Below are 20,586 nucleotides of genomic sequence, written 5' to 3' on the forward strand. Positions count from 1 at the left end.
AAAGAGACTAGGAAGCCGTCCGGCATGACGAGCCGGACAACGAGATAAACCCTACTTGATAGCGATCTCATCGAAGTTGAACGAACCGTCCGGCGCCACATAGGCACCCGACAGACGTTTGCTGCGCGCATAGAGCAGCTTCTCCTGAGCCAGAAAAATCCACGGCGCGTCGGCCCAGATGCGCTTTTGCGCGTCTGTGTAGAGCGCTGTCTTCTGCGCGCGGTCGGTGGTCTCGAGCGCCTTCGACAAATCGGCGTCGACAGTATCGTTCTTGTAGTAAGCGGTGTTCGCGAGCTTCGGCGGGGTTGACGCCGAGGCCAGCAGAGGCGAGATCGCCCAGTCCGCTTCACCCGTCGACGAGGACCAGCCGATGTAATACATCCTGACGGGCGCGGTTGCCGGGTCCGGTGCGCTCTCGACCTTCGCCACGCGCTGCCCCGCTTCGAGCGCTTCCACTTGCACCTTCACGCCGACCTGCGCGAGTTGCTGCTGCACGAATTGAATGACCTTTTGCGAGGTCGAATTGTTATACGCCGACCAGAGGGTCGACTCGAAACCGTTCGGATAACCGGCCTCTTTCAGCAGGGCGCGCGCTCGGGCCGGATCGTACGGCCAAGGCCCGGTTTTCATTGCGTAGTCCACGCCCTGGGGCACGACACCGTCGGCTGGCGTGGCGTACCCTGAGAACGCCACCTTCGTGAGCGCGTCCTTGTTCACTGCATAGTTCAGCGCTTCGCGGACCTTCGGGTTATCGAACGGTTTCTTCGTCACGTTCAGGCTGATATAACGCACGATGATCGACGGCCCGGCAAACAAGTCGACCTTTGGATCGGCCTTGAGCATGGCAGCCTGTTCATACGGCACCTGAAAGGCGAAGTCAGCCTCGCCGGTGCGCATCAGCGCGGAACGCGTGTTGTTGTCGACAACAGGCTTCCAGTCAATAGCATCAATCTTCGGATACCCCGTCTTCCAATAGCCGGCGAACTTCTTCACCGTCAGGTCGCCCGCCGGGTCCCACTTCACGAATTCGAATGGGCCCGTGCCGACCGGATGAAAGCCAATGTCCTTGCCCCACTTCGTCATCGCAGCGGGCGAGATCATTACCGCCGACGGATGTGCGAGCACGTTGATGAACGCGGAGAACGGCGTCTTGAGCGTGACCTTGACTGTGTACGGATCAACCACTTCGGTTTTCTCGATGCGGTTGAACATGTTGTAGCGCTTGAGCTTGTTCGCCGGGTCGGTCACCCGGTCAAAGTTGGCCTTCACTGCCGCAGCGTTGAAGTCGGTGCCATCCTGGAACTTGACGCCCTGGCGCAACTTGAACGTGTAGACGCGTGCATCGGGGCTCGCTTCGTAGCTGGTTGCCAGCACGTTCACGAGCTTCATGTCTTTGTCGAAACCGAACAGGCCTTGGTAGAACGACTTCGCGGCAGCTTGCGAGAGCGTGTCGTTGGCGTCATAGGGATCGAGGGTCGTAAAGGTCGATGCAACGGCCATCACGGCGGTTTGTCCGGCGTGCGCCGTACCGCTCGCGAGCATGGCGAAAACTACCGCGCCGCCGGCCAGCAGCGCGCGCAAACGAAACGGAGAAGACAGGACAAGCGAGGTCATAAGGGTGGGCTCCAGGCAGCTTGGTAATAAAAACAGGTAAGCAAGGTTGCGATGAAAAACGTCCGGCGCTTGAGTGATCACAAACGATCAGTACGCACCGCCAATTCGATGTCCGGCAACAAAATGGTCCGGACCGACCATGACGAGCGGGGCGAACACCGGCTCGTCGTGAAGCGCGCGAATCGGGCTTGGCATTTCATCGACAGCAAGCACGCGCTTCGCGTGGCGCCGCGCCGGATCGGCAACCGGCACCGCGCCCATGAGTTTTTTCGTATAGGCGTGCTGCGGCGCTTCGAACACCGCGCGGCGCGGCCCGATCTCGACGATCTGCCCGAGATACATCACCGCCACGCGATGGCTGACCCGCTCGACCACCGCCATGTCATGCGAAATGAACAGATAAGCGACGCCAAGTTCACGCTGCAGATCGAGCATCAGGTTCACGATCTGCGCCTGCACGGACACATCAAGCGCTGACACGGATTCATCGGCGACGACTACTTTCGGATTCAATGCGAGCGCACGGGCAATGGCTATGCGCTGTCGTTGTCCGCCAGAAAATTCGTGCGGATAACGGCGCGCCGCTTCGGCCGGCAGGCCCACCTTGTCGAGCAGCCATGCAACCCGCGCCTGTGCTTCGGCGCCTTGCGATACGCCGTGTACGAGCAGAGGCTCCATGATCGAGAAGCCAACCGTCAGGCGCGGGTTCAAGGACGAGAACGGGTCCTGGAAAATAAACTGGATGTCGCGGCGCAACGCCTGCAACGCGGGTCCGGTCAGTGAGCTGATCTCGTTGCCGTTGAACTCGATCGAACCGCTCTGGCTTTCCACGAGCCTCAGCAACGAGCGGCCCGTGGTGGATTTGCCGCAGCCCGATTCGCCCACCAGCGCAAGCGTTTCGCCGGGACGCAGGTCGAAGCTCACGCGTTCAACCGCGTGCACGCGGCCTGTCACGCGGCCGAACAGACCGGTCCTGACCGGGAAGCGCGTGACCAGATCACGCACCCGGAGGATCGGCGGCGTGGCATCGGCAATAGCCGGCTGTGGTTCATACGCGACCGCTGGCGCCGGAACCAGTGTTTCATCGGCACCGGCCTGTTCCACGGTGAGAATCGGAAACTTGGCCGGCGAGTGAGTGCCGGACATCGCGCCAAGACGCGGAACCGCGGCCAGCAACGCTTTCGTGTAGGGATGCGAAGGTTTGGCAAACAGCGCTCCGGATTCGCCCTCCTCTACCTTCTCACCGTGATACATCACCAGCACGCGGTCAGCCACTTCAGCGACTACACCCATGTCATGCGTGATAAAGATCACGCCCATGTTCATCTCGTCCTGCAAGCCACGGATCAGTTGCAGGATCTGCGCCTGGATCGTGACGTCGAGCGCGGTGGTCGGTTCATCGGCGATCAGCAGCGCGGGCTTGCATGAGAGCGCCATTGCAATCATCACGCGTTGGCGCATGCCGCCGGACAACTGATGCGGAAACCGCGCTGCCACGCGGCGCGCTTCGGGAATACGCACGAGTTCAAGCAAACGCAAGGTTTCCGCGCGGGCAGCGCTGCGGCTCTTGTGCTGATGCAACTCGATCGCTTCGCCGATCTGATCGCCCACGGTGAACACCGGGTTAAGCGATGTCATGGGCTCCTGGAAGATCATCGCGATGTCTGCACCGCGTATTGAACGCATCGTGCCGGACGAAGCGCGCGCGAGATCGAGTACGTGGCCGTCACGCCGCCGGAACGCAATGGAGCCGCTGGAAATGCGGCCGCCGCCATGCTCGATCAGGCGCATCAGTGCGAGCGAAGTCACCGACTTGCCCGACCCCGATTCACCGACAATCGCGAGTGTCTCGCCGCGATCGACCGTCAGCGACAGGTTGCGCACCGCGTTAAAAGCCTTGTCGCCCTGGCGGAACGCGATCGAAAGATCGTCGACGGCAAGCACGCGTTGCGGCGGCAAGGTGTCCAGACGTGGTTGTGCAATGTGCGGTGAAATCGGCACGATGTTTTCCTCAGGAGGTGAACGCGGCCCGGGCGATGATTCGCGCAGTGCCGAGCAGCAAAAGAACGAACGTCAGCGATAAATCGCCGTTACGGGTGCTTCTCCGACCCGCGCGAAACCGCGATACATGCCGTCGGTATTGAACGGCAACGTGACGTTGCCGCGCGCGTCGACGGCGATCAGTCCACCGCGGCCATTAATGCGCGGCAGCCGTTTCATCACGACATCGGTCGCAGCTTCTTCCAGCGATACCCCGCGATACGCCATTTGCGCAGCCACGTCGTAAGCGGCGACCATCCGCATGAACATCTCGCCGGAGCCCGTTGTGGAGACGGCACAAGTGGCATCGTCGGCATAGCAGCCTGCACCGATCAACGGGGTGTCGCCCACCCGCCCGGCTTGCTTGTTGGTGACGCCGCCTGTTGACGTGGCGGCAGCGAGGTGCCCGTGCTGGTCGAGCGCGACCGCACCGACCGTACCGAACTTTCGATTCGGATCGATAGGTTCGTGCGGCGTGGGCTCTGCGCCGCCACCTGTCAACGTCGCGCCATCGTGATCGAGCATTACGCGCTGCTGGCCGCGTGCAAGCAGCCATTGCTTGTGACGGGCGTCAGTATGGAAATACGCAGGGTCGACCAATTCGAACCCCTGCGCCACGGCAAATGCTTCCGCACCGCCGCCGGTGAACATCACATGGTCGCTGACGTCCAGCACGCGGCGCGCGACGAGGATCGGGTTGCGCACGCGCGTCACGCAGCAGATCGCGCCCGCTTCCAGCGTGCTGCCGTCCATGATCGACGCGTCAAGTTCGTGCGTGCCGTCGGCGGTGAAAACGGCACCGCGTCCCGCGTTGAACAACGGGTTGTCTTCGAGCAGACGGACGGCTTCGCTCACGGCGTCGAGTGCGCTGCCACCGGTGGCCAGTACGCCTTGACCTGCTGCGAGGATGTCGTTCAGGCTCGCGTGGTAGCGCTGCTCTGCTTCGGAGTCCATCAGTGTGCGCAAAATGGTGCCTGCGCCGCCGTGAATGGCAATGACTGCGGTCGGGTTCATCGTTTCGGCTGTTTGTTGAGTCGTGGATTACTGGATGACCGGGGTTTGCTTGGCGGGCGATCCGATGAGCCCGGCGTTGACGGGCTGCTTTCGCTGGACGGCGTTTCGGTCAGCCACGGCAACACGAATTCGGTCATGTCCGCGGCAGCTTTGGCCGAGCGTTCGGTGCGATAAGCAACGGCGTCGCAGAGTGCTTCGATAACAGCCAGCACCGCTGCGTCGGAATTGGCCGCGAGCCGGCGTTCTGCACGGACACACAGCGTCAGGTCCGCGAACTGCCCAAGCGGTGAATTCACGCTGTCGGTCAAGGCGAGCACGCGGGCACCCAGGCTCGCGGCACGGCGTGCGAGCTGGATCGTGTCGTCGACATAACGCGGAAATGCAATGCCGATCACGAGATCGCCCTCGCCTGCGCTGAAGAGCCGGCGCGCTGCGTGCGTCGGCCCGCCAACGAACGCAAGCGATTGCACGTTGTCGTGATAGGGCATCAGGCCGTGCTCCATCAGCCCGGCCAGAAATGCGCTAGCGCCTGCTCCGAGCACGAACACGCGGCGCGCTGCAAGAATGGCTTCTACCGCTGCATCCGCCGCGGCGCCGTCAATGGCGCTGCGTGTCAAACGCAGGTTGACTTCGGCCTGTTCAAGCGACGCACCGAGCAATTCGTCACCGCTCGCGGGCGATTCCTGCGCCGAACGCAAGCGCTCAACTGGAGCAAGCGTCGCTTCGAAACCTCGCACCAGCGCGCCGCGAAATGCCGGATATCCGTCAAAGCCCAACGCACGTGCGAAGCGATTCGCGGTCGCCACGGAGGCGCCGACGGCATCCGCCAGTTCATCTATACGCATGGTCGCCGCACGGAACAAGTTGGCCTGAACATAGGCGCCCATGCGCCGATGAATTGGCGTCAGGCCCGGCATTGCCGCCACGATAAGTGCCGCGATACTCAGTCCGGACGGACCGGATACAGCGGGCGGATGATCTGCCATGAGGAAGGATCAGCAAGAAGCCGAGGAAGTGACGATGAAAGTATATTTACACAAAATTTCTCTCGAAAAAAATGTATTTTCATTGAGAGGGTTTTCCCTGAGAAAATCCGGGAGCGTAATGACCCGGCGGATGGGAATCACATTGAGGCGGCTCCTCGAACCGCACGCTCAGGCGATTCGAAGCATGCAGAATTGCTGTTGACGCGTTGGAATGAAGCGTTTAGGGGCGAGCGATGGATGCTCAGTCAGCAACGCTGTATCGGAACACAGTAGGTATCCTGATTATTATTTCGAGCGGCTTGATTTGGTTAATCCAACACTCCGGCGTCCTGCTCAAGCCGTCCCGAAAACGGCTGCCGCATCCTTCTCAGTGCCGATGATGCATCCACCAATGGTGGGGGTGATCAGTCGTGTGTTCCCGTTTTTGACCGGACGATTTCGACTCGTTAATTAACAGAATAATTGCCACCAGCGCCAAGCCTCCGAGGCCAACCAGGACGTTGATCAAATCGATGGCGGAACTGTGCAGGGTTAATCGGGACGCGGATCCAATGATATCCATTACGGTGTTCACAAATTCGTCCATGACGCCCTCCCGCGCACTCTGCACTTACCTTTTCATGATAGGTAAAAAGAGGCTTGGGAGTAAGCCATCCGTCTTCAAATTTTCAAAGATTTCCCCTGATGTATTGCAGCGTTCCATCAGGGATCACCGCAACGTGCGAAGGAAGCTGAAACCATAACAATCATCGTTCGGGATGTCGTCAATTCGTAAGCGGATAGACGGCGCGAATGAATCGACCGTGCTAGGCTATGCAAAAATTTTACCCAGCATCAGCGCTAGCCGTTCCGAACAAAGCAAAAAGGAATATCGGAAATACAGGTTGCTTGACTATGCACGCCCGCCAGGCCGCACAGGCTGAGCAGGCCAAGGTGAATCGATGATTGACGTCAGCCGGCCCATTGTCCAACTGCGTGCGTGCGCCGCACTTTGCGGCTGTGCAGCATTGGCTGCTTCATTGGCGTCTTGCATGGTCGGACCGGACTATCGAACGCCAGCGGCACCTGCTACAGACACCTACACACCTGCCCCGCTACCCGAGCAGACTGCCTCCGCGCCAGGCGCCGCCGGCGTGCCGCAACGCTTTGCCGCGGGGCAGGACATTCCCGCCGAGTGGTGGGCGCTTTTTCATTGCGAACCGCTGGATGCGCTGATTCGTCAGGCACTTGCCAACAGCCCGAATATCGCCTCCGCGCAAGCGGCATTGCGGCAAGCCCGGGAGAATTTCAAAGCGCAAGCCGGCGGCACGCTGCTTCCGAGCGTGGACGCCCAACTCGGCGCCACACGCGAAAAGCTCAGCGGCCTTGGGTTCGGCGAGCCGGGGCTCAGTGAGGACCTGAACCTCTACAACGCATCGGTGAACGTGTCATACAAACTCGACATCTTCGGTGGTGCGCGGCGCGAACTCGAGGCGCTTCATGCGCAAATCGATTACCAGAGTTTCCAGCTTCAGGCGGCTTACCTCGCACTGACTGCGAACATTGTGACCGCAGCGGTCAGGGAGGCGTCGTTGCGGGCGCAGATTGAAGCCACGGAGCGCATTGCTGCGGACGAAGCGGACCAGTTTGGTGTCCTCAGTCAGCAACTTGATCTGGGTGGCGTAAGCCGCACGGCCGTGCTGGCGCAACAAACGCTATTGGCGCAGACCCGGGCTACGCTGCCGCCGCTCAGGCAGTCGCTAGACCAAGTGCGTCATCAACTCTCCGTGCTGGCCGGCATGCTGCCCAGCGATCCAACGCTACCCGAATTCCGGCTCGACATGTTCTCGTTGCCTCAGACGCTGCCGGTAAGCCTGCCGTCAGCGCTCGTCAGGCAACGGCCGGATATTCTCGCCGCCGACGCGGTACTGCACCAGGCCAGCGCGCAAGTGGGCGTGGCCACCGCCGCGATGTACCCCCAGATCACGCTCTCCGCCAGCTACGGTTCCGAGGCACTGACGCCCGCACAAGTGTTCAACGCCGGCAGCACGATCTGGAGCCTGGGCGCCGGCCTGCTGCAACCGGTTTTTCACGGCGGGCAGTTGAGCGCGCAGAAACGCGCGGCGGAGGCGGCCTATGAGCAGGCCGGTGCGCAGTATCGCGAAACGGTTTTGCTGGCGTTCCAGAACGTGGCGGACTCACTGCGCGCGCTCGATCACGACGCGAGCGGTCTGAAGGCCCAGACGGAGGCGTGGCGTGCCGCGAGCGAGTCGCTGGACCTGACACGCGGGCAGTACCGCGTTGGCGGAGTGAGCTACCTGTCGCTGCTTGACGCGCAGCGTCAGTACCAGCAAACCGTGACAAGTCTCGCGCAGGCCCAGGCGTCCCGCTATGCCGACACCGCCGCCCTGTTCCAGGCGCTGGGCGGTGGTTGGTGGAATGTGCCGGCCGCCGCGCAAACGCCGCACTGATACAGCCTGATATAGCACCTCGCAGACACTTGCTGCACGCAACACGCTATCAGGAAAACAACGCTCGGCACCCGCCCTGCCGTGCAAGGACATGACGATGATCGAAAGACGACGGATGGCCAAGCGAATGGGGATCATGCTGATCTGCGTCGGCCTGCTGCTGGCCGCGCTGGTGGGCTTCAACCTGTTCAAGGCGCACATGTTCGCGAAGTTCATGGCGGGCAATTCCGCCCCACCCGCGACCGTGTCGGCCGCGGTAGCCGGCTATCAGTCATGGCAGCCCCAACTTGCCGCGGTCGGAAGCCTGCGTGCGGTGCGCGGCGTCGATGTCACCACCGAAGTCGCCGGCCTCGTGCGTGAGATCGCTTTCAGTTCCGGGCAGGAAGTAAAAGCCGGGCGAGTCCTCGTCAGGCTCAATGCCGACTCCGACGTGGCGCTGCTCCAGTCATTGCAGGCAGCGGCAGAACTTGCGCAAACGGTCTACCAGCGCGATAAAGCCCAGTACGACATCAAGGCGATCGCCAAGGCGCAACTCGATGCGGACGCCGCCGACCTGAAGGGCAAGAAAGCGCAAGTCGCACAACAGGCCGCGCTAGTCGACAAGAAGACCATTCGCGCACCGTTCTCGGGGCGCCTCGGAATTACCACGATCAATCCGGGGCAGTACATCAATCCAGGTGACGCGATCGTGACGCTGCAGGCTATCGATCCGATCTACGCGGACTTCACGTTGCCGCAACAACAGCTTGGCCTGCTCGCGATCGGCCAGGTTGTCGCAGTCGATACCAATGCGTACAGCGGACAAAGCTTCTCGGGCAAGGTCCTGTCGATCAATCCCAGAGTCGATAGCGCGACGCGCAACGTGCAGGTGGAAGCGACCGTAGACAACCGTGAACGTAAGCTATTGCCAGGCATGTACGCCAACGTGAAGATTGACGCGGGCGCTGAGCAACGCTATCTGACGCTGCCGCAAACGGCCATCACCTACAACCCCTATGGCGCGACTGTTTTCCTCGTCAAACCCGGCACGCAACCGAACGCGCAGGGCAAGACGCTGCCGGTCGCCCAACAGGTGTTTGTCACGCCCGGCCCAACGCGCGGGGATCAGGTCGCGATCCTGAAGGGTGTGGATGCCGGCGCACAAGTGGTAACGAGCGGCCAGTTGAAGCTGAAGAACGGAACGCCGCTTGTCATCAACAATAGGGTGCAGCCTGCAGACAACCCGAACCCCACGCCTCAGGAACAATAAAGAGACCGCGCGATGAAATTCACCGATCTCTTCATTGAACGGCCAGTCCTCGCGTCAGTTGTGAGCCTGCTGATCCTCGTGCTTGGACTGCGCTCGCTCGCGAGCCTGAAGGTCAGCGAATATCCGCAGACCGAGAATGCTGTGGTAACCATTAGCACAGCTTACTATGGTGCAAATGCCGACACCATCGCGGGCTTCATTACGCAGCCACTCGAAGCGGCGGTTGCGCAGGCGCAGGGTATCGACTACTTGTCTTCAACCAGCAGCACTGGCGTGTCGACCATCACGGCCACGCTGCGCCTGAACTACGACGCCAATCGCGCGTTGACTGAAATCAATACGCAGATTGCCTCGGTGCGCAACCAGTTGCCGCCGCAAGCGCAGCAGCCGGTGTTGACAGTCCAGACGGGTCAAACCACCGACGCCATGTACATGGGCTTTTACAGCAACGTGCTGCCGAGCAACAACGTCACCGATTATCTGCTGCGTGTCGTCAAGCCCAAGCTCGATTCGATCGAAGGCGTGCAGACGGCCGAGGTCCTTGGCGGGCGGCAGTTCGCCATGCGCGCGTGGCTCGACTCAACCCGCATGGCCGCGCATGGCGTGACGGCAGCGGATGTCTACACCGCACTGGGTAACAACAACTACCTCGCGACGCTCGGCACCACCAAGGGGCAGATGGTCAGCGTCGACCTGAACGCGGGCACGGACCTGCATACCGTCGACGACTTCAAGCAACTCGTCGTCAAGCAGAAGAACGGCTCGATCGTGCGGCTCGACGATGTAGCGAACGTCGTGCTCGGCGCCGACAGCTACGACTTCAACGTCGCGTTCAGCGGCAAGCGTTCAGTGTTCATCGGTATCAAGGTGGCGCCGGATGCGAACATTCTTGATGTGGCCAAGCGCGTAAAGGTCATCTTTCCCACGCTGCAGAAACAGTTCCCTATCGGCATGACGGGCGATATTGTGTATGACGCGACCGACTTCGTGAACACGGCTATTTTCGAGGTCATCAAGACGCTGGTCGAGGCGTTGCTGATTGTGACTGCGGTCATCTTCCTGTTCCTTGGCAGTTTCCGCGCGGTTATCGTGCCCGTGATCGCGATGCCGCTGTCGCTCATCGGCACGTTCTTCGTGATGCAGTTGCTGGGGTATTCGATCAACCTGCTGACCTTGCTCGCACTCGTGCTCGCAATTGGGCTGGTAGTGGACGACGCGATCATCGTGGTTGAAAACGTCGACCGTCACATGAAGCATGAAGGCAAGACGCCCTTCGAGGCAGCGTTGATTGCCGCGCGCGAATTGGGCGGCCCGATCCTCGCGATGACCGTCGTGCTGATCGCGGTGTACGTGCCGATTGGTTTCCAGGGTGGCCTCACGGGTGCCCTCTTCACGGAGTTCGCCTTCTCGCTTGCCGGCGCCGTGGCGGTATCCGGCGTGATCGCCCTGACCTTGTCGCCTATGATGTGCTCGCGCTTTTTCCGCGCGGAGCAGGAGTCCGGGCGTTTCGCGCTGTTCATCGATCGTCAGTTCGACCGGGTTCATCGCGGGTACGGGAGACTGTTGCATGCGACGCTCGATACCTGGCCCGTGTTCGTCGTCATGGGCGGCCTCTTGCTTTGCGGCGCGGTCTACCTGTTCATGACGTCCAAATCCGAGCTTGCGCCGCAGGAGGATCAGGGGATTGTCTTGTCGCAGATCCAGGGTCCGCCGAATGCGACCATCCAGCAGATGCAGACGTATGCGGACCAAGTGTTCGAGATATCGAAGGCACTCCCCGAATACTCGCAGATGTTCCAGTTGACAGGTGCACCAACGCTCAATCAGGGGATCGGCGGTGTGTTGTTCAAGACGTGGGATCAGCGCAGCAAGGGCGCGACCGCGTTGCAACAGGAATTGCAGCAGAAGTGGAATCAGATCGCCGGTGCGCGCGTGGCCGCGTTCCAGTTTCCGCCTCTGCCAGGCTCGCAGGGCTTGCCGGTGCAATTCGTGATCAGCACGACAGAGCCGTTCGAAAATCTCAACGAAGTGTCGCAGGCAGTCCTTCAGAAAGCACGCGAGAGCGGGATGTTTTTCTTTGTCGACAGCGATCTCAAACTCGACAAGCCTGAGGCCACGCTGGTGGTCGATCGCGACAAGGTAGCGTCGCTCGGGCTTTCGCAAAGCGATGTGGGGCAAACACTTGGGGCGGCGCTCGGCGGCGGCTACGTGAACTATTTCTCCATTGCCGGGCGCTCTTACAAGGTCATTCCGCAGGTGCTGCAAACCGACCGGCTGAATCCATCACAGGTGCTTGATTATTACTTGCGGACTCCTGACGGAAGCGTCATTCCCGCGGCGACAGTTGCGCACATCCAGCATAACGTTGTACCGGAATCGATCAACCACTTCCAGCAGCTCAACTCGGCAACGATCTCCGGCGTTATTGTGCCTGGCGTGTCGCAAGGCGAGGTGCTGGAGTTCCTGCGCACAGTGACAGCGCAGGTTGCACCGGCAGGATACTCGGCGGATTACTCGGGACAGTCCCGGCAGTTTGTGCAGGAATCCGGCGGCTTTGTCCTCACGCTGCTATTCGCCACCATCATTGTGTTTCTCGCGCTCGCGGCACAATTCGAAAGCTTCCGCGATCCCGTCGTGATCCTGGTCTCCGTGCCGATGGCGCTCTTCGGCGCGCTCGTTTTCATCAACATCGGGTTGACGTCGCTGAACATCTACACGCAGGTCGGGCTTGTCACGTTGATGGGGCTCGTCAGCAAGCACGGCATCCTGATCGTGCAGTTCGCGAATGAATTGCAGCGCGCCGGCAGGTCCAAACGCGAGGCGCTGGAGGAAGCGGCCGGTGTGCGGCTACGTCCGATCCTGATGACCACGGCGGCGATGGTGCTCGGCGTCCTGCCGCTCGTGATCGCGTCGGGGGCCGGTGCTGCGGGCCGCAACGCGATGGGGCTTGTGATCTTCACGGGGCTATCCATTGGCACGCTGTTCACGTTGTTCGTCGTGCCCGCGATGTACATGTTCCTGGCGGCGGATCACCATCGGAAAATGATTCAAGAATGAGGTGATCGCGATCTAGTCGGGCGATCGCTTTACTTTGTCCAGCGTCCCGCCAGCAAGAAACCACGAACCTCCCGTCAAACCGCGGGACTGATTTGCCGCACCCGCTTCCACGTACCGAACATCACGAAACTGGCCACGGCCAGCACCCACGCGCCTACACAACCGTACAGCATGACCAGGCCAAAGCCATGCACGAGCGCTGCATGAACGACCGTCCCTGATGAATCCAGTGAAGCTAGTCCCGGAAACCCCTGCTTGAGAGCGGCAACATCGCCCGCGGCTATTCGTTCTGCCAGCGATCTCAGTTGCGGCCCATCAAGAGCCCCGGAAAAGGCGCGCCTCAAGTACGACAAGATGCCTTCCATCAGGATGTATCCCATCAACGCGATGTTGATGGCCAGCGAGATCAGCCTCGCGCTCATGTCGATGCCCGAAGCCATGCCTGCGCGCGTGCTCGGAACCGAACTGGTCGTCGTATTGGTCACGGGCGTATTGGTCAGTCCCAATCCGATGCCGGCCAACAGGCAACCGGGCAGCATGGTCAACCAACTGGCATGCTCCGCGCCACTGCCCGCGCGCATCAGGATAAAACCTGCACCAATCGTAAACAGACCCAGCGGAATGACGACACCCGGGTGATATCGAAGCGAAAGACGTTCGGCCAGCGGTGGGATCACCAGCGTGGGAAGCGTATAAGCCAGAAGTGCTGATCCGGCAGTCACGCTGTTGTAACCCAGACTACTCTGGAAATAAATTGGCAGATAAATCATGAACGGCCAAAAGCTGAAATTCATGCCCATTGATCCAAAAAGCGCACCCGAAAAGTTGCGTATTTTGAACACGGAAAAATCGAACATGGGATGAGCGTTCATCTTTTCCGCGACTATGAACAGGATAAAACTGATCGCTGCCGCGGTAATGATGCCGATGCCCTTGATACTGGTAAAACCAAGGTCGGACCCTTGCGTAATGAAATACGCCAGGCCGAAAACCGATAGGGAAAGCGTGACAATTCCCAGCAGGTCCAGCTTTTTCGCCTGCGGGTCGCTGGATTCCTGAACCCCGTTAAAAACAAGAATTAACGTGACTATCGCGATCAGAACGTGGATCAAGAACACCCATTGCCAATCCGACACTGCCACAATGACTCCGCCCACAATCGGCCCGAAACCCAAGCCAATGCCGAATATGATCCCCCAGGCGCCAAAGGCTCTGGTACGGGCCTGTCCCTCCTGGAACTGATGCGAAAGAACTGCTACCTGGCAAATCAGCATTGCCCCACCGGCTATGCCTTGAAGAAAGCGGCTCACAATTAACACGGAAACGCTCTGCGCCATCCCGCAAATCAGGGACGTGATCGCGAACAAGACAATGGCGATCATAAAAATATGTTTTCTGCCAAATCGGTCCGCGAGCGTCGCGGTTGCCATCAGAACCGTCGTACACGCGATGGTGTACGCGTTCATGATCCATTGCATTTCCTTGAAATCGCCATGCAATACTTTTTCAAGGGTTGGCAATATCACCGGGACGCTGGAGATTTCCAGGCCGAACATGAGCGAAGCCAGACAAATGGCAGCTAATGCAATTGAGTTTTTGCCGGGATGAACGAGTGTCATGAATATCACGGGTTGGCCGGATGCTCCGGCTAACCGCGCCTCCCGCATGTCCACGTGAAACTTTGGCGCGTTGACGTTGACTTGCAATACACACTGGATAAACCACTGAGCTCGATTTGATAACTCTGCATGTTTGATTCACACCGGAAGATTGAATGGACCCGCTCGCGAACAGGTAATGCGAGTGGTGCGAGACGCTTGGCACCTGCAGGTGAAGAGGTAATATATAGGGAACTGAAGTCCTCATTGATTCATTGATTTCCTATCAATGAATCTCTAATGGAACCAATAAGGTGCAGGCATGAGCGACAAGCTCCACGGCGTGACAACCTTCGTCCAGGTGGTCGAATCCGGCAGTTTCGCGCTGGCCGCCGAGCGTTTGAACCTGACGCGCTCGGCCGTCGGCAAGGTGATCGCGCGGCTCGAATCGCGTCTTGGTGTGCGCCTGCTCCATCGCACCACGCGCAGCCAAAGCCTGACCGAAGACGGCCAGACTTACTACGATCGCTGCGTGCGGGCGCTGGCCGAACTGGACGCGGCTGAGGCCGATCTGGAAAGCGGCCGGCGCGAACCGCGCGGCCGCCTGCGCGTCAGCGTACCAATCGCCTTCGGTCATCTGTGCGTGGCGCCGGTCCTGTTGCGTCTTGCATCAAGGCATCCGCAATTGCAGATCGACATTTCGTTCACCGATCGCGCGGTGGATCTGGTGGAAGAAGGTTTCGACCTCGCCGTTCGCATCGGCGAGTTACGCGATAGCGTGAGCCTCGCGGCGCGCCGTCTGGGTACGCAGTACTCGAGCATTGGTGCCGCGCCGTCGTATGTGGCACGGCATGGGCTGCCAGCAAGTCTCGAAGAGCTGGACGGACATGCAGGCATTGCTTACTCACGCGCCGGCGCGGTGTCACCTTGGCAGGTACGGGGTATCGACGGCCAGATACGGCAGGCGCGCATCCAGCCGCAGGTGAGCCTGGACGATGTGCAGGCGATAGCCGCTGCGGCCATCGAAGGCTTTGGATTGGCGTGGCTGCCTAGTTGGCTACTGTCGCGTCACGAGAAGACCGGTGAACTGGTGGTCGTCATGAATAGCTGTGGCATGCTGCCCCAGGATATTCACGCCGTATGGCCGCAAACGCGCTACCTGCCCTCGAAGACTCGGCGTGCCATAGACGCACTGGTCGCCGAGATTCCCGGGATGATCGCGGGTTGAGGTTGCCTGGGTCAAAGTCTTTCACCAGTGCGTAATTTTCGGCACCCGCTACCCATACGAGACAGAAGCCACGCGCAAGATGAAACGTGGCTCTCCTTCAGCCAGCGCGCTCCAGATAGCGCTTCACTTCGGCGTCGATCCATTCCATGAAATGCGCCTGCTTCACACTCAATACTTCACGCTGCTGCCAGACGAGCCAATACTGATACGGGTATGGCACGTGTATATCGGTAATCTCAACGAGCTCGCCGCGCGCAATGGCATCGGCAACGAGCGTGCGCCGTTCAAGCGCGATGCCCTGCCCCAGAAGCACCGCACCCAGCACGATATTCGAATCGTTCGCGAACAGGCCACTCACATTCGCGGGTTCGCGCACGTTGGCGGCGCGGCACCAGTCGGTCCAGGGTGCATCGGTGCTTCTTATCAACGGACACGCCACGATCTCCTCAGCGGAGCAAGGAAGCTGACCGCCGTTGAAATGCGGCGCAGCCACGACCAGCAGTTCGTCGCTAAACAACTCTTTCTGTGCAAGGCCGGGCCAGTGCCCTTGCCCCATTCGAATACTGACATCGGCCAGACCGTGCCGCATATCCTGTATCTCAAGACTTGTTTGCAGACGCACACGGTAATACGGATGGCGCTCGCGAAAGCTCGACAACCGAGGCAACAGCCAATGCAAGGCAAACGACGGCAGCGTTGCGATGACCAGTTCGCTCTCTTGAGGACGGGCTTGAGCCAGAAGCGTCGCGTTTGCAATGTCGCGAAGCGCCGAGCGTATTTCGAGCGCATAGAGACGTCCCTCTTCCGTCAGCCGCAATCCTCTCGCTTCACGCACGAAGAGCGCAACGCCCATGGTGTCTTCGAGAATCCTGATCTGCTGACTGACTGCCGAGTGCGTCACGTGAAGTTCGCGCGCAGCGAGCGTGACGCCGCCGAGCCTGGCCGCCGCTTCGAAACATTTGAGCGCGGTTAGAGGCGGGATGTTTTTCATGTAAGTTTTTCTTACGGAAGGCGTTTATTTATGTCGCTTTTCATGCGTCGGCTAACTGTTTAACCTGATGGCGATAGCGTTTTATGCCATTGTTCAAGCGTATCCAATGGCGCGTATAAAGACCGCTACATGATAGATATTCTAACGGGAACCGTATGAAACTGATCGGAATGCTGGACTCGCCTTACGTGCGTCGCGTGGCTATTTGCCTCAAGCTGCTAAAGCTTGATTTCGAGCATCGCCCGATTTCGGTATTCAGTGGTTTCGAGGAATTCCGCAAGCTCAATCCGGTCGTGAAGGCGCCGACCTTGATCCTCGACGACGGTCAAAGCCTGATGGATTCCACGCTGATCCTCGACTATGTGACGGCCACTTCGGGGTCGGCTGTCACGTCGACACCGGAGTGCACGGAGGATCGTTTGCGCGCAACCAGGCTCACCGGCCTCGCGTTGGCAGCGTGTGAGAAGACGGTTCAGATCGTCTATGAACGCAACCTGCGGCCCGTCGAAAAACAGCACGAGCCGTGGATCGATCGCGTCAGTGTTCAGTTGCTGGCGGCATATGCGGAGCTCGAAGCCGAAGTGGCATTGGCTCCCCTGCCCCTGGACGCGGGCCGGCTTGGACAGGCGGGCGTAACGGTCGCGGTCGCCTGGAGATTCACCCAGATGATGGTGCCGAAGATTGTTGTTGCGGCGGAGTATCCCAAGCTGCAATCGTTCTCGGCTTTCGCCGAGCAGCAGCCTGCTTTCGAAAGCACGCCGCCTGAATGAGCGATGGCGAAGGATAGCCGCCGTCTAGTCCACGATGAACAGCTGCTCGCGCCGGCGGACCGCTTGCAGTGCGTCCGGCGCGTACGAACACACGCTCCCTAATCGGCATCGGAGTCAGACTCGGCATCCAGCGCCAGCACGGTCACCCCCACATCGACCCGATGTGACCCGCCGCCAAGAATCATCCCGCGTAGCAGCGACACGTCGCTATAGTCCCGCCCCGTGGCAAGCGTCACATGTTCGAGATCGGCCAGCACATCGTTCGTGGGATCAAGATCGATCCACCCGCTGCCGGGGCAAAACACCGACACCCACGCATGCGACGCATCCGCGCCGATCAGCTTCTCCTGCCCCGGCGCGGGATCATTGCGCAAATATCCGCTCACGTACCGGGCCGGCAACCCAAGCGAACGCATGCAGCCGATCATCACTTGCGCAAAATCCTGACAGACGCCCCGACGCATTTCAAACGCGCGATGAGCAGGCGTGTCATACGACGTGGCCAACGGCTTGTACTTGAAGTCACCATAAATCCGGTGCATCAGGTCGATTGCCCCTTCCGCCAGCGGCGTGCCCGCAGGAAAACTCTCCAGTGCATAATCCCGCAAGTCCTGCCCGAGACTGATATTCGGCGACGCAAAGCAAAACTCCGTCTCAGGGCGAAACGGCGCACGGGCGCTAAAACGCATGTCCTTCGCGACCTCATCCCATGCCGGCGTGGTTGCCGGATCGAGAGATGCCCATCGCGGCGTCAGTTCAACGGTCGTTTCGCTGACCATCTGCAATGACCGGTGCGGTGACTCGAGCGAAAAATACAGCACGTCGTTACCGAAGGTATCGACGCGACTATTGATGTACGGCGGCTTCGGCTCAATGCTTTCGGTATGTGAGATCACGCGTTGCCACGCGCAATTCTGCGGCCGGATAGTCGCGAGATGCTGAGCCGTCTCCACGTACGTTGAATAGCGGTAGGTCGTCCGGTGTGACACCCACAATACCGTTTTCGGAATCTTCACGACGCCACCTGCAATGCCTGGGTATTCGCGTGACTGAAATAGCGTGCGCTGATTTCATGCGCGGCGGCGCTCACGTGGTCCCCCAGTTCCTCGCAGGCCCGGACGAGTTCGCCATAGTTGCCCTCCTCGTCGGTCGTGCACAGTTGCTCGAGTTCTCGCAACGACTTCAGCAGCAGCGTTGCGTCGCTGAACGCGCCGTAGTTCGTGTTGCCAGCCGCAATCGAAATCTCGTTGAGCTTCGTGCACAAGCGCGAGTACACGCCGTAGAGGCCGCGCGGGTTCGTCGGCTCGACCACCAGCAGGTCGATCAGCGCGGGAACTTCGAAACGCCCCGGGTAAAGCGATCGATACGTGAGCGTACTGTCGAACAATTGCAGCAACAGATCGAACCCGGCTGGCGTCGTCATCTGGCCATGCTCGGCGGCCACGCGCAGGAAGGTGGTCATCGTCCATACCCGTTCGATGTGCCGTCCCGCGAACACCAGCTTCCACGCTTCGTCGCGCGTCATGCGGTCGCCCTGCGCGCCACTGATCGCGAGCAGTCGCGTCGACAGTGTTTCAAGCGTCCGCGTGAGCTTCACACGGTCATAACGCTCTACGCCCGGTCCCGGCTTGAACTGCTGGATGGCGTCGCGGAAGTCGTTGCGCGCGGCCAGGATCGTACGCCAGTGATCGGTCGAAAGACGTCCGCGAATCTCGCTGCTCGCGCGCACCTGGCTCGCCAGGTTCTGGCCGATGCTGGCCGCTGCGCCGCTCTCGCCTATGTTGGCGACTAGCAAACGTTCCAGCCCGCGCGCCGTGTGCCCTTGGAGCGGCGTGCCGGGTGGCAGCAAGCCACATTGCCACGCGAGGTCCACCATGGTCTCCAGCATGCCCTCGGAGTCGTTGCTGTCGATCGACGAGAGGATCACGCGCAGCAGTCGCACATTGTTCTCGGCGCGCTCTCCATATCGTCCGGACCAGAAGAGGTTTTCTGCGGCGCGGCTGGATACAGTCCGATGCTTGCGCGCAAGGTCAGCCGGTTTGATCGGCGTGGGAAGCAGCGAGAGGCTTGAAGCCGGTTTGCTCGACAGCACCCAGGTGTCGACGCTGCTGCTGCCGTATTGCATCGACACCGACGGTTGGCGTTCAGCCCCAAGCCGCGTGAATCCCCCCGGCATCACGGACCAGCCGCCATCAATATTCGCGATTGCATAAACACGCAGAACCGACGGCCGGCCCGTCAATGTGTTGTCTTCATAACGCGGCGCGTGCGAACTCGGGAACAGGTTCTGGATGGTGAAGGCGTCCGGCATGACCTCGATCCGCGCGCGCCAACCGGCGAGCGGTTGCAGGCCGTCGCCGAAACCGCGCGGGCTGCCGCCGTTGAGCGGCAAGCCCGGCCAGGTGGGAATCACGAATGCCTTGTCCAGGCGTTCCAGCACCGCTTCGCGCGCGGCTTTTTCACCGCACCACCAGGTGGGCACACTCGCCAGGTCCAGCGGCTCGTTCAGAAGCGCGCGCGAGATGGCCGGCAGGAAACCATGCAGCGCCGGCGATTCGACAAACCCCGAGCCCGGCACGTTCGACACCATCACGTTGCCGGCCCGCATCACCTGCAACAGGCCGGGCACGCCGATGGTGGAATCGGCGCGCAATTCGACAGGATCGCAGAATGCATCGTCCAGGCGGCGCATCAGTACGTGAACCCGTTCCAGTCCGGCGAATGTCTTCAGGAACAGCATGTCGTCGCGCACGGTCAGGTCCTTGCCTTCGACCAGCGTGACGCCGAGGTAGCGAGCAAGGAACGCATGCTCGAAGAAGGTTTCGCTGAACGGCCCGGGCGTCAGCAGCGCGATGTGCGGCGAGCCTTCACCCGACATCATCGCCCGGCCGCCCTGCACCAGCGCGGCGATCAGTTGCGAGTAGAACGGGGCGAGTCTCTGGACCTTCATCGAACGGAACGGCTCGGTGAATACGTCGGAGACGATCAGGCGGTTTTCGAGCGCATAACCGAGTCCGGACGGCGCTTCCGTCCGGTGAGCCATCACGGTCCATGCGCCGTTGGGCGCACGCGTCAGGTCCACGGCAACCAGCTGCAAATATTGCGCGCCGGGCGGGACGAAACCCTTCACCGAACGCAGATACCCGGGATGCCCGTACACCAGCGCGGGCGGCAGGAGGCCGTCGTGCAACAGCGTTTGCGGCCCGTAGATATCGGCGACTATGGCGTTGAGCAACTTTGCGCGCTGTGTCACCGCGCGCTCGATCACCGACCACTCGCCTTCTTCTATGAGAAATGGCAGCAGGTCCAGCGCCCACGGACGAGGCTCGCCCTTGTCCGCATAGACGTTGTAGCTGATGTCGTTGTCGCGGACTTGTTGCACGATGGAAGCGGTCGCCCGGTCGAGGCCGGCTATGCCTTCGTCGCCGAGAGCGTCGAAGAATTGCTGCCAGGGCGCACGCAACTGGCCCGACGCGTCGCGCAGTTCGTCCCAATGGCCCTCCCGGACCGGGACCGCGCGAAGGTGTGACGACACACTCGCGCGGTTCGTGATTGCTTCAAACGGAAGCGTGGATTGGAAGGCCAAATT

The 20,586-nt window shown here is 60.5% G+C and carries 14 protein-coding genes; 5 read left to right on the plus strand and 9 right to left on the minus strand.

All coding sequences use genetic code 11. The features are described from left to right. Positions 1 to 51: 51 nt before the first annotated feature. The 5 genes from gsiB to SBC1_RS26780 all read right to left on the minus strand — a co-directional run bounded on the left by gsiB (position 52) and on the right by SBC1_RS26780 (position 6,240). Complete coding sequence (gene gsiB, locus SBC1_RS26760) at positions 52 to 1,614, minus strand: glutathione ABC transporter substrate-binding protein GsiB (protein ID WP_165100397.1); 1,563 nt, start codon at positions 1,612 to 1,614, stop codon at positions 52 to 54. Positions 1,615 to 1,701: 87 nt separating this feature from the next. Beyond that, positions 1,702 to 3,615 (minus strand): dipeptide ABC transporter ATP-binding protein, encoded by a 1,914-nt coding sequence (locus SBC1_RS26765; RefSeq protein ID WP_165100394.1) that lies wholly within the window; start codon positions 3,613 to 3,615, stop codon positions 1,702 to 1,704. A gap of 72 nt (positions 3,616 to 3,687) precedes the next feature. Beyond that, positions 3,688 to 4,668 carry an isoaspartyl peptidase/L-asparaginase family protein gene (locus SBC1_RS26770; RefSeq protein ID WP_165100389.1) on the minus strand — a complete coding sequence of 327 codons (981 nt, stop codon included), beginning with the start codon at positions 4,666 to 4,668 and terminating at the stop codon, positions 3,688 to 3,690. Then, positions 4,665 to 5,654, minus strand: a complete 990-nt coding sequence (locus tag SBC1_RS26775) for a MurR/RpiR family transcriptional regulator (protein WP_165100386.1) — start codon at positions 5,652 to 5,654, stop codon at positions 4,665 to 4,667. Before SBC1_RS26775 ends, SBC1_RS26770 begins: the two co-directional genes overlap by 4 nt. A gap of 367 nt (positions 5,655 to 6,021) precedes the next feature. Beyond that, positions 6,022 to 6,240 (minus strand): hypothetical protein, encoded by a 219-nt coding sequence (locus SBC1_RS26780; protein WP_165100377.1) that lies wholly within the window; start codon positions 6,238 to 6,240, stop codon positions 6,022 to 6,024. Between the two features lie 355 nt (positions 6,241 to 6,595). Here SBC1_RS26780 and SBC1_RS26785 point away from each other — a divergent pair, with 355 nt between their 5' ends. The 3 genes from SBC1_RS26785 (at position 6,596) to SBC1_RS26795 (ending at position 12,410) form a co-directional block, all read left to right on the plus strand. Then, on the plus strand, positions 6,596 to 8,104 hold the full coding sequence (locus tag SBC1_RS26785) for an efflux transporter outer membrane subunit (protein ID WP_165100374.1): 1,509 nt from the start codon (positions 6,596 to 6,598) through the stop codon (positions 8,102 to 8,104). A 97-nt stretch (positions 8,105 to 8,201) separates the two neighbouring features. Then, the gene (locus tag SBC1_RS26790; RefSeq protein WP_165100349.1) at positions 8,202 to 9,353 is read left to right on the plus strand and encodes an efflux RND transporter periplasmic adaptor subunit; all 1,152 of its coding nucleotides are present in this window, start codon (positions 8,202 to 8,204) and stop codon (positions 9,351 to 9,353) included. A gap of 12 nt (positions 9,354 to 9,365) precedes the next feature. Further along, positions 9,366 to 12,410, plus strand: coding sequence for an efflux RND transporter permease subunit (locus SBC1_RS26795; RefSeq protein ID WP_165989058.1), 3,045 nt, complete (start codon positions 9,366 to 9,368; stop codon positions 12,408 to 12,410). 74 nt (positions 12,411 to 12,484) lie between these two features. Here SBC1_RS26795 and SBC1_RS26800 read toward each other — a convergent pair whose 3' ends face one another. Beyond that, entirely contained in the window at positions 12,485 to 14,029 is a 1,545-nt protein-coding gene (locus SBC1_RS26800; RefSeq protein WP_165100340.1) for an MFS transporter, read from the minus strand. 301 nt (positions 14,030 to 14,330) lie between these two features. On the opposite strand from SBC1_RS26800, the gene SBC1_RS26805 reads away from it, so the two are divergent. After that, positions 14,331 to 15,236: a LysR family transcriptional regulator gene (locus SBC1_RS26805; protein WP_165100337.1), complete on the plus strand. Its 906-nt coding sequence runs from the start codon at positions 14,331 to 14,333 to the stop codon at positions 15,234 to 15,236. Positions 15,237 to 15,333: 97 nt separating this feature from the next. Here the strand turns inward: SBC1_RS26805 and gcvA are convergent, their stop codons facing one another. Further along, complete coding sequence (gene gcvA, locus SBC1_RS26810; RefSeq protein ID WP_165100334.1) at positions 15,334 to 16,227, minus strand: transcriptional regulator GcvA; 894 nt, start codon at positions 16,225 to 16,227, stop codon at positions 15,334 to 15,336. 155 nt (positions 16,228 to 16,382) lie between these two features. Between gcvA and SBC1_RS26815 the strand changes: the two genes are divergently transcribed. Continuing rightward, positions 16,383 to 16,997, plus strand: coding sequence for a glutathione S-transferase (locus SBC1_RS26815; RefSeq protein ID WP_165100331.1), 615 nt, complete (start codon positions 16,383 to 16,385; stop codon positions 16,995 to 16,997). A 98-nt stretch (positions 16,998 to 17,095) separates the two neighbouring features. Here SBC1_RS26815 and SBC1_RS26820 read toward each other — a convergent pair whose 3' ends face one another. Together SBC1_RS26820 and SBC1_RS26825 are read right to left on the minus strand one after the other, a co-directional pair. Next, positions 17,096 to 18,013 carry a transglutaminase family protein gene (locus SBC1_RS26820; protein WP_165100326.1) on the minus strand — a complete coding sequence of 306 codons (918 nt, stop codon included), beginning with the start codon at positions 18,011 to 18,013 and terminating at the stop codon, positions 17,096 to 17,098. Then, a complete protein-coding gene (locus SBC1_RS26825; RefSeq protein WP_165100323.1) occupies positions 18,010 to 20,583 on the minus strand; it encodes a circularly permuted type 2 ATP-grasp protein in 2,574 nt (857 codons plus the stop codon). Before SBC1_RS26825 ends, SBC1_RS26820 begins: the two co-directional genes overlap by 4 nt. Positions 20,584 to 20,586: the final 3 nt, after the last annotated feature.

The organism is Caballeronia sp. SBC1, assembly GCF_011493005.1.
In the GTDB taxonomy this organism is placed as follows: Bacteria; Pseudomonadota; Gammaproteobacteria; order Burkholderiales; family Burkholderiaceae; genus Caballeronia.